This window comes from Streptomyces sp. ITFR-16, from assembly GCF_031844705.1.
Lineage (GTDB): Bacteria > Actinomycetota > Actinomycetes > Streptomycetales > Streptomycetaceae > Streptomyces.
The window spans coordinates 147,575-156,347 of sequence record NZ_CP134609.1; the positions used below are offsets into that span (position 1 = coordinate 147,575).

The 8,773-nt window shown below is 70.4% G+C and carries 10 protein-coding genes; 6 read left to right on the top strand and 4 right to left on the bottom strand.

Features of this window, described 5'->3' with window-relative positions; genetic code table 11:
* The first annotated feature begins 130 nt into the window (after positions 1 to 130).
* Genes RLT58_RS00765 through RLT58_RS00775 form a run of 3 tightly spaced genes read left to right on the top strand, consistent with a single transcriptional unit; the run spans position 131 to position 3,127 of the window.
* On the top strand, positions 131 to 1,387 hold the full coding sequence (locus RLT58_RS00765) for an ABC transporter substrate-binding protein (protein ID WP_311308379.1): 1,257 nt from the start codon (positions 131 to 133) through the stop codon (positions 1,385 to 1,387).
* Positions 1,384 to 2,277 (top strand): carbohydrate ABC transporter permease, encoded by an 894-nt coding sequence (locus tag RLT58_RS00770; protein ID WP_311308380.1) that lies wholly within the window; start codon positions 1,384 to 1,386, stop codon positions 2,275 to 2,277. The genes RLT58_RS00765 and RLT58_RS00770 overlap by 4 nt, the downstream gene beginning before the upstream one ends.
* 1 nt (position 2,278) lies before the next feature.
* Positions 2,279 to 3,127: a carbohydrate ABC transporter permease gene (locus tag RLT58_RS00775; protein WP_311308381.1), complete on the top strand. Its 849-nt coding sequence runs from the start codon at positions 2,279 to 2,281 to the stop codon at positions 3,125 to 3,127.
* Between the two features lie 21 nt (positions 3,128 to 3,148).
* Here RLT58_RS00775 and RLT58_RS00780 read toward each other — a convergent pair whose 3' ends face one another.
* Positions 3,149 to 4,393, bottom strand: coding sequence for a TerD family protein (locus RLT58_RS00780; RefSeq protein ID WP_311308382.1), 1,245 nt, complete (start codon positions 4,391 to 4,393; stop codon positions 3,149 to 3,151).
* A 250-nt stretch (positions 4,394 to 4,643) separates the two neighbouring features.
* Positions 4,644 to 5,093 carry a spore-associated protein gene (locus RLT58_RS00785; RefSeq protein ID WP_311308383.1) on the bottom strand — a complete coding sequence of 150 codons (450 nt, stop codon included), beginning with the start codon at positions 5,091 to 5,093 and terminating at the stop codon, positions 4,644 to 4,646.
* 491 nt (positions 5,094 to 5,584) lie between these two features.
* Here RLT58_RS00785 and RLT58_RS00790 point away from each other — a divergent pair, with 491 nt between their 5' ends.
* Positions 5,585 to 5,728, top strand: a complete 144-nt coding sequence (locus RLT58_RS00790) for an alpha/beta fold hydrolase (protein ID WP_311308384.1) — start codon at positions 5,585 to 5,587, stop codon at positions 5,726 to 5,728.
* Positions 5,729 to 5,779: 51 nt separating this feature from the next.
* Here RLT58_RS00790 and RLT58_RS00795 read toward each other — a convergent pair whose 3' ends face one another.
* Both RLT58_RS00795 and RLT58_RS00800 read right to left on the bottom strand, forming a co-directional pair.
* The gene (locus RLT58_RS00795; RefSeq protein ID WP_311308385.1) at positions 5,780 to 6,556 is read right to left on the bottom strand and encodes a GH12 family glycosyl hydrolase domain-containing protein; all 777 of its coding nucleotides are present in this window, start codon (positions 6,554 to 6,556) and stop codon (positions 5,780 to 5,782) included.
* Positions 6,557 to 6,799: 243 nt separating this feature from the next.
* Positions 6,800 to 7,303 carry a GNAT family N-acetyltransferase gene (locus RLT58_RS00800; RefSeq protein WP_311308386.1) on the bottom strand — a complete coding sequence of 168 codons (504 nt, stop codon included), beginning with the start codon at positions 7,301 to 7,303 and terminating at the stop codon, positions 6,800 to 6,802.
* Between the two features lie 53 nt (positions 7,304 to 7,356).
* Here RLT58_RS00800 and RLT58_RS00805 point away from each other — a divergent pair, with 53 nt between their 5' ends.
* Positions 7,357 to 8,067, top strand: coding sequence for a 2-phosphosulfolactate phosphatase (locus RLT58_RS00805; protein ID WP_311308387.1), 711 nt, complete (start codon positions 7,357 to 7,359; stop codon positions 8,065 to 8,067).
* Between the two features lie 219 nt (positions 8,068 to 8,286).
* A complete protein-coding gene (locus RLT58_RS00810; RefSeq protein WP_311308388.1) occupies positions 8,287 to 8,760 on the top strand; it encodes an excalibur calcium-binding domain-containing protein in 474 nt (157 codons plus the stop codon).
* Positions 8,761 to 8,773: the final 13 nt, after the last annotated feature.

Genomic DNA, 8,773 nt, shown 5'->3' on the forward strand with positions numbered 1-8,773 from the left:
TGGGCCCGGCCGTTCGCCGGGGATGCCGCCATGTGCGCGCAACATCTCTGTCGTAATTGATCTGCATGGTTGGTCGTTGGGCCGCACGGGCCTTCTCGGCCGGCCCATTGCGACGAGGGGAAGATGTGCCATGACGTTCAGCCGCAGACAACTGCTCGGCACCGGGGGCAGCCTCGCTCTGACCGGGGCGCTGGCCGCCGCGTGCGGATCGAACACGGGGCGGGAGGACGACGGCGGCACCGGCGAGGTCACCCTCCAGCAGTGGTACCACCAGTACGGGGAAGCCGGCACCGAGCAGGCCGTACGGCGGTACGCGGACGCCTACGACCGGGCCCGCGTGAAGGTCCAGTGGCGGCCCGGCTCCTACGACGAGCAGACCGCCGCGGCGCTCCTGACCTCTTCCGGGCCCGATGTCTTCGAGGGCAGCCCGACACTCGACCAGATCCAGGGCGGCCAGGTCGTCGACGTCACCGACCTGGTGGCCCCGGTCCGGGACGACTTCAATCCGGCCGTGGTGCGCACATACGACGACAAGCTCTGGGGCATCCCCCAGGTCATCGACATGCAGATGCTCTACTACCGCAAGAGCCTGCTCAGCGACGCGAACATCAAGCCGCCGACCACGCTCGACGAACTGATCGATGCCGCAGCGGAGTTGACCGACAAGAAGGTCAAGGGACTGTTCCTCGGCAACGACGGCGGCGCCGGAGTGCTGGGCGGGACACCGCTGTACGCCGCCGGGCTGCGGCTGGTCACCGACGACGGCGCAGTCGGTTTCGACGACCCGGCCGCCGCCCGTACGCTCGCCAAGTTCCATCAGCTCCAGGCCGACAAGTCGCTGCTGCTGGGGGCGCCGACCGACTGGTCCGACCCGTCGGCGTTCATCCAGGGGCTCACCGCGATGCAGTGGTCCGGGCTGTGGGCGCTGCCCGCCGTCAAGAAGGCGCTCGGCGACGACTTCGGGGTGCTGCCCTTCCCCGAGGACGGGCCCGCCGGGAAGCCCACCGTCCCCGTCGGCGCGTACAGCGCGGTCGTCAACGCGCGCAGCAAGCACCGCGCCGAGGCCAGGGCGTACATCAAGTGGCTGTGGATCGAACGGACCGACTACCAGGAGGACTTCGCCCTCTCCTACGGCTTCCACATCCCCGCCAGGATCTCGCTGGCGCAGAAGGCGGCCAAGCTGCGGGAGGGCGCGGCGGCCGACGCCGTCTCGTACGCCACCGACCACGGCTACGCCCAGCCGCTGCTGTGGACGCCGGCCAGCCAGACCGCGTACCAGGACGCGCTGAGCCGCATCATCAAGGACGGCGCCAACGCCGACACCGAGGTGAAGGCCGTGGTCCGCAAGGCGGGCGCCGAGCTCCAGCGGGTGCGGAAGAAGCCGTGAGACACCGCGCGCTGTGGTTCTGGGTGTTCGTCGGTCCGTTCGCGGCCGGGCTGGCGCTGTTCACGTACGTTCCGCTGCTGTGGAGCGTGTATCTGAGTTTCTTCGACGCGCACAACACCGTCTCGCCCACCCGGTTCGTGGGCCTGGACAACTACACGTCGATGCTCGGCGACCGGGCGTTCACGGACAGCCTGGGCACGTTCGGGCTGTTCGCGCTGTTCATCGTGCCCGCCACGTACGCGCTGTCGCTCGCCCTGGCCCTGATGGTGAACCGGCTGCGGCGCGCGCAGGCGTTCTTCCGATCGGTGTTCTTCCTGCCGGCGGCCTGCTCCTACGTGGTGGCCGCGCTCATCTGGAAGCTGTCGATCTTCAACGGGGTGCGCTTCGGGCTGGCGAACACCGTGCTCGGGTGGTTCGGCGCCGATCAGACCGCGTGGCTCTCCACGACCCACCCGCCCTGGTACTGGCTGGTGATCGTGACCGTGCGGCTCTGGCTCCAGGCCGGGTTCTACATGATCCTTTTCCTCGCGGGGCTCCAGCGCATCCCCGCACCGCTGTACGAAGCGGCGGCGGTGGACGGCGCCCGGCCGGGGTGGCAGGTGTTCCGGCACATCACCTTCCCGCAGCTGCGCGCCACTTCGGTGGCCGTGGTGCTGCTGCTGGTCATCAACGCGTTCCAGGCGTTCGACGAGTTCTACAACCTGCTGAGCGACTCTCGGGGCTATCCGCCGTACGCCCGGCCGCCGTTGGTCTACCTCTACTACACCGCGCTCGGGCAGGGGCAGAACCTCGGCGAGGGCAGTGCCGGGGCCGTGATCCTCGCGCTGATCATCGCCGTCGGGACCGTCGTCCAGGCCCGCTGGTTCGGTCTCGCCCGGAAGGAGGACTGACATGAGGAACGACCGCGAACAGGCCCTGCTCGCCGTCGGCCGGGCGCTGCGCCTCGTTCTGCTCGTCGCGCTCGCGCTGCTCTTCCTGATCCCCTTCTACCTGCTCGTACGCAACGGCCTGGCGACCGAGCAGGACATCACGTCCCCCGACTGGACGTTCTTCCCGTCCCGTCTCCAGTGGTCCAACATCACCGAGCTGTTCGACGACCCCGCCGTGCCGATGGCGCGCTCCCTGCTCAACTCGGCGCTGATCGCCGTCGCCACGACCCTGGGCACGGTGGTCCTGGCGTCCCTCGCCGGGTACGGGCTGGCGCGCATCCCGTACCGGTACGCCGACCAGGTCTTCTACGCGATCCTCGGCACGCTGATGGTGCCGGCGGCGGTCACCTTCGTACCCAGCTTCGTGCTGGTCTCCTCGCTCGGCTGGGTCTCCACGCTGCGCGGGCTGATCATCCCGACGGTCTTCTCGGCGTTCGCCTGCTTCATCTTCCGGCAGTACTTCCTGGGCTTCCCGCAGGAGTTGGAGGATGCCGCGAAGGTCGACGGGCTGGGCTACTGGCGCACCTACTGGCGGATCGTCGTCCCGAACTCACGGCCGGTGTTCGCGGCCGTCTCGACGATCGTGTTCATCGGCGCCTGGAACTCCTTTCTGTGGCCGCTGGTCATCGGGCAGGACAAGTCGGCGTGGACGGTCCAGATCGCGCTGTCCACCTTCACCACGGCCCAAGTGGTCAATGTCCACGAGCTGTTCGTGGCGGCGGCCGTCTCGATCCTGCCGCTGCTGCTGGTCTTCCTGCTGCTGCAACGGCACATCGTGGCGGGCATGGAGCGGTCCGGGATCGACGACTGAGGGGCGGCCCTGGCACCGGCCTCAGTCCTTGCTCGCCGGTGTCCAGGTCAGCCCCCAGCCGTACTCGAGGTCGGCGGCCTGCTGCTTGAGGATGCCGGGCGGCAGCAGCAGGTACTTCGCCTCCCGACGGACGATCAGCTCGCCGCCGACGTTCTCGATCAGCGCGATCGCGGCGACCGGGGAAGGAACGGTGCACTCGTCCAGGAGGACCTCGATCGGCGGGCCCACGGGCGGGTACAGCGTGGCCACACCGTTGAGCCCGGCGAAGCTGGACGCCCCGGAGTAGATGGCCACGAAGACCAGGAGCCGCTTGATCTCGGCCGTGTGGTCGAGGTTGACCGTGAGATTCTCCCCGGAGTCGCTCGTGCCGGTGCGGTCGTCCTGGTCGAGCTGGACATAGGGCGCCCGGTCGAACGAGCCGAACTGGTTGTTGATGGGGTGGACGATTCCCGTAGCCCCGTTCTGCAGCTCCCACAGGCAGGAGAGGTCGAGGTCGACGTCCTCCAGCCTGACCGCCTCCTTGCCCTTGTTCATCCAGCCGCGTGGAGGCTTGCGGGCACTCCAGGAGAGGTTGACCCGCATGGACCCCGAGGTCGCGCCCTGCTTGGCCAGCGACACTGCGGGGGCCGCCTTGGTGAGCGTGATCTTCGACAGCCGCACGGTGGGCGGGGCGGGCGGAGGGGGTGGCGGCTGGGGCGGTGTCGCCTGCCGGGCCGGCGGAACGGGGGCCGGTACGGGGGCCGGCTCGTCGACGCTGATCCCGAAGTCGGTCGCGAGTCCGGCCAGCCCGGAGGCGTACCCCTGGCCGACGGCGCGGAACTTCCACGCACCGTTGCGCCGGTACAGCTCGCCGAGGACGAACGCCGTCTCCGTCGTGGCGTCCGGGGGCTCGAACCGCGCCGTCTCGGCCCCGCTCGCGGCGTCCAGTACGCGGACGAACAGACCGGACACCTTGCCGAACGTGGCGTCGGTGGACGCCGCGATGACGACGGTCCCGATCTCCTGCTCGACCGCGGAGAGCGCCACCCCGATCGTCTCGACCACACCCCCAATGTCCTGGCGCCGCCCGTCGTGGCGCACCGCGCCGCCGGGGTGGACGGGCTGGTTGTAGAACACGAAGTCGTCGTCCGACCGCACCCGGCCGGCCGTCGTCAGCAGGAGTGCCGAGACGTCCACATCGGGTGCCCCGGGTCCGTCGCGCCAGCCGAGCTCCACCCGCACGCTGGAACTCGCCACCGGTGTGTTGGCGCCCTTGCGCAAGGACATGTGGATTCCCCTCCGTGGCCGTCCCGACTCCCGCGACGTACGAAACTGTGGCATGCCGACTCGACCGAGGGATGGGATTGCCGCTGTTTCGAGGGAAGTCGCTGGCCGCCCGCCAGATCCGGCGTACGGGCGTTCCGACGTATCGGCGCTCCGCGCGGCACGAGGCCCCGGGCCGCCTGTGGTGGTCAGGGTCGGCGGCCCGGGGCCTCGTGGGCGGGCGAATCGAACGGATCGTACGGATCGAGCGGGATCAGCGGATCTCGGTGACCCGGTGCTCCTTCAGCGACGCGCAGTTGGAGTTGTCCACCGAGACGTAGACGTTGGCGATGCTGCCGCCCCAGCTCACGCAGTGCCCCTTGCCGTAGACGTAGGCCGGACCCGCGTACGACGTGAAGTTCCCGTCGTCACCGGCCCACTCGTCGGTGTCGGGGACGTAGACGTACGTGGACATGGCCTTGGCGGCACCCGGGCTGGTGCGGATGGTCACCACACAGTTCTTGCCGTTCGCCGCGTTGTACGTCAGGTACACGGTGCCCAGCGAGCCGACCGGCGCCGAGTTCACGGTCTTGTACGCCTTGCCGCAGACGCCCTGCGGCGTCACGTTGGGTGCGGCGGAGGCGGTCGTACCGAACACGGCTGTGGCGCCCGCCAGCAGGGTGGTCATGGCCCCGACGGCTGCGACATTACGGATGCTTCGCATATTTCCCCCTTGTGTCCCCGGGAGTGGTTTGCTCCCACTTGATGTGACCCGCGAACGGCGCGGATGGTTGTGCGCGGATTACAGGAAGATGTCGTGGGCCGGTGGCCTGCCGCTCGGCGCCTCTCCGTCAGAAGCCGGAAGCCACAGGTCAGAACGGGGGCTCGCCGATGCCCAGTGCACCCCCGATGCCGCGACGGCCGGCACGAACGCACCGTGCGCCTCGCTGCCGAGGCAGCCGTCCGGCCCGGCCCCGCTCTGTCCGGTCCGGTCCGGAACTGACGCGCGCCGCTGCCGTCGCCGCCGCGCAGGCGAACGTGTGGCGGGCGGGGGCCCTGCCCGGCTACGTGGACCGGCCGGCAGACGTCCACTTCACCGCCGCATGGCTCAAGCCCTGGCGAGCCGGCGCGCTCCCCCGCGCGCGGCCCGATCACGCAGCCCAGCGGCCTGCCGCCCTCGGCCTGCCTGTACTCCTGCCGCACGGTCGGCAGGACATGACATTCCCGGCCGACCTCGCCGAGGGCACCGCGCCACTCATCCCCCTCGCCCGAGCCGCGGTCATCGAGGACGCGGGGCAGATGGCCCATGCCGATCAGCCCCGGGCGTGGCTGGAGGCGTTGGCCGCATTCCTGTCCTGACCAACCGGAGCCCTCGGCCGGCGGCCACCCGGCCGAGGGTCCGGTCCGCGGTCAGTTGACGCTCGCGGAGAACTGCGTGACCGCCAGGCCCGCGCCGTTCTCCCACGGCTCGAAGCCGGCCTGCACGCTCGTGAGATACCAGTCGGGGGTGGCCAGGCCCTCGGAGATGGCGCCGTTGACGAAGTCCTTCACATCGAAGCTGAGGCCGTTCAGGGCGGACGGGGCGACGTAGGAGATGACGTCGTTGCCACCGTTGTTGCCCTTCCACACGTTCCAGGTGGTGCCGGCGATGGTGGCCGTTCCCGTCCGGGAGCCGATCGGCTGGATGGAGCCGACCTTGTTGAGCCAGATCATGATCTCGGTCTGGTTGACCCCGTCCGTCTTGGGCGTCGGGTCGAGCCAGATGTCGTACGCGGCGTCGTAGACGGCACCGCCGGTGTAGTTGTACTCGATCCGGCTGGGCGCGCTGCCGATCGAGCTGACCTGCTTCGGCAGCGTCGTGCCCGGCGAGCAGGCGGTGTAGTGGCAGCCGAAGAAGATCGACGGGTACGACTTCGGGGCACCGTTCGTGGGCACGGAACCGTCGGCGGTGGTGAGCTGGAAGCCGTCGCCGGTCTGGTTCACACACTGCGGGGCGCTGGTGCCCCAGGCGTTGTTCTGGACGATGTAGCCGCCGGGGGTCGTGGCGGTTCCGAACTGGTCGCAGATCTGTACGTCCGCACTGGCGGGGCCGGCCGTCGCGGCGACGGCGGTCAGGGACCCGGCGGCCAGGACGAGGGCGGCGGCCAGCGGGCGGATCCGGTGCGACCTGCGGGTGGTGACGTTCACGGGAGTTCCTTCCTTCGCACAACGTGGGGGGAGGACCGTGGGGTCCGTTGTTCAGTGGGAGCGCTCCCAGACACTGACACGGCACCTTACGAAGCGCTGGGGCCCGCGCCAAGGCGCCGTGCGCGAATGGCGCGAACTTGTCGCTTCGCAGACGCGCCCCGCAGCGGCGCGCCCACGGCGGGGCCCCGGATCTGACATAACGCAGTCGGGCTCGCACACTACGGGGCCGGGCTGCGTCACCTTTCAGCCAAGCACGGTACCGCCGGGGGCCGTTCCGAGCTCGCACTCCATCAGAAGGTGCTCCCCGTCGCTCGACACCGTCCGGAAGCCCGCCTTCTCCCAGGCGCGCACCGCGCGGAGGTTGCCCGCCGCGGGGTCGACGGTCACGCGTCGCCACCCCAGGACTTCGCGCAGGTAGGCGACCAGCGCGCGAGCGGCGTCCGGGCCCAGACCCCGGCCGCGCCCTTCCGGGGTCAGCACCATGTCGATGCCGCCTTCCGCCTCGCCGGCGTACCAGTACTGCGCGTACCCCGTCGGAACGCCCTGCGCCAGTACGAGAAAGGACCCCACACGCGGACGACGCCGCCCCACGTACTTCTCGGCCACCTCTTCACGCGAGTACGGGACCCCGCCCCATTGCTCCACGAACTCCGGCGCGGCGAACCAGCCGGCCAGCAGATCCAAGTCGTCCTCGGTCGTCGGTACGAGTCGGGTGAACACCCCTGCCGGGCTTTGATCATCAGCCATGCCGCATTCTCCCCCGAGCCCCTTCCGCCAGGCGATGCGCGATCATCGGCGCCATGAACACTCGCTTCCTCGGCATCCCCGATCTGACCGAAGTCCCGTCCGTGGCGGTCATGGTCGACGTCATGCGCGCGTACACCGTCGCAGCCTGGGCCTTTGCCCGAGGAGCGGAGAGGATCGTTCTCGCCGAGTCGCCGCAGGAGGCACTGGCGCTCAAGGCTCGTCATCCGGGCTGGCTCGCACTCAAGGACGGCGCGCCCGCACCCGGGTTCGACGCCGTCAACTCGCCCGGCCTGCTGCGGTCCGTCGACCTCGGCGGCAGGACCGTGGTGCAGAAGACCACGGCAGGGACAGTCGGCGCACTCGCGGTCAAGGAGGCGTCGCTCGTGCTGTGCGCCGGTTTCGTGGTGGCGGAGGCGACGGCTCGGGTGCTGCGGGCGCGCGGGGGCGAAGGGGGCACGTTCGTGGTCACCGGCGAGGACGGACGGGCCGACGAGGATCTGGCGTGCGCCCAGTACATCGCCCGCAGGGCCACCGAAGCGGACACGGATCCGGGCGAGTTCCTTCACCGCGCCGCCGGCTCGCGCGCCGCGACCGAGCTGGCGGACGGGGTGCGGCAGGGGGTCCATCCCGATGACATCGCGCTCTGCCTCGAGCTCGACCGGTTCCCCTTCGCCATGGTGGCGGCCTCGGAGGACTCCCTGACGGTCCTGCGCCCGTACCACCCCACGCCGTCACCGGCCGGCGGCGCCGCGATCCGGCCCTAGCCCCCCCGCCTCCACACCGACCCCCTCGACTGTTTACCTCCCCGCCATCTTTCAGTCACAAATTCATCACTACCGGAAGAAGCGCCTCCCCCGCCTCCGGCGGCCCGGTTACGGTCAACTCTCAGCGAACTCCCTGGGGGACCCATGCCGCACAATCCGCCGCCGTCCCAGCCGCCTCCGTGGGGGCAGCCGCCCCAGCCAACCGGGCCGGACCCGTACATGCCGCCGGGGCCGCCCGCGCGCCGGCCGGGCTGGACGAGGAAGCGGGTCGTCATCCCGGCCGCGACCGTCCTGTTCTTCATCGGCGTCGGCATAGGTGCTTCGGGCAACAGCGCCGAGACGGGGAAGTCCGACGACGCCAAGGCGGCGTCCTCCGTCACCGTCACCGCCACCACGACGGCATCGGCGGAACCCGGGCCCGCGGTCACCGAGACCGTCACGGCCACCCCGGAGCCGGTCCCGACCGTGACCCGGACGAAGACGGTGAAGGTCACCGTCGCCCCCGACACCGACACCGGTTCGGGCACGTCCGGCGGCTCGGGCGGCTCGAGTTCGGGTGGCGGGGGCGGCGGATCGGTGTACTACGCCAACTGCACCGCGGTCCGGGCGGCCGGCGCCGACCCCATCCGCGCGGGCGACCCCGGCTACGGACGCCACCTGGACCGGGACGGCGACGGAGTCGCCTGCGAGTAGGCAGTCCCTGACG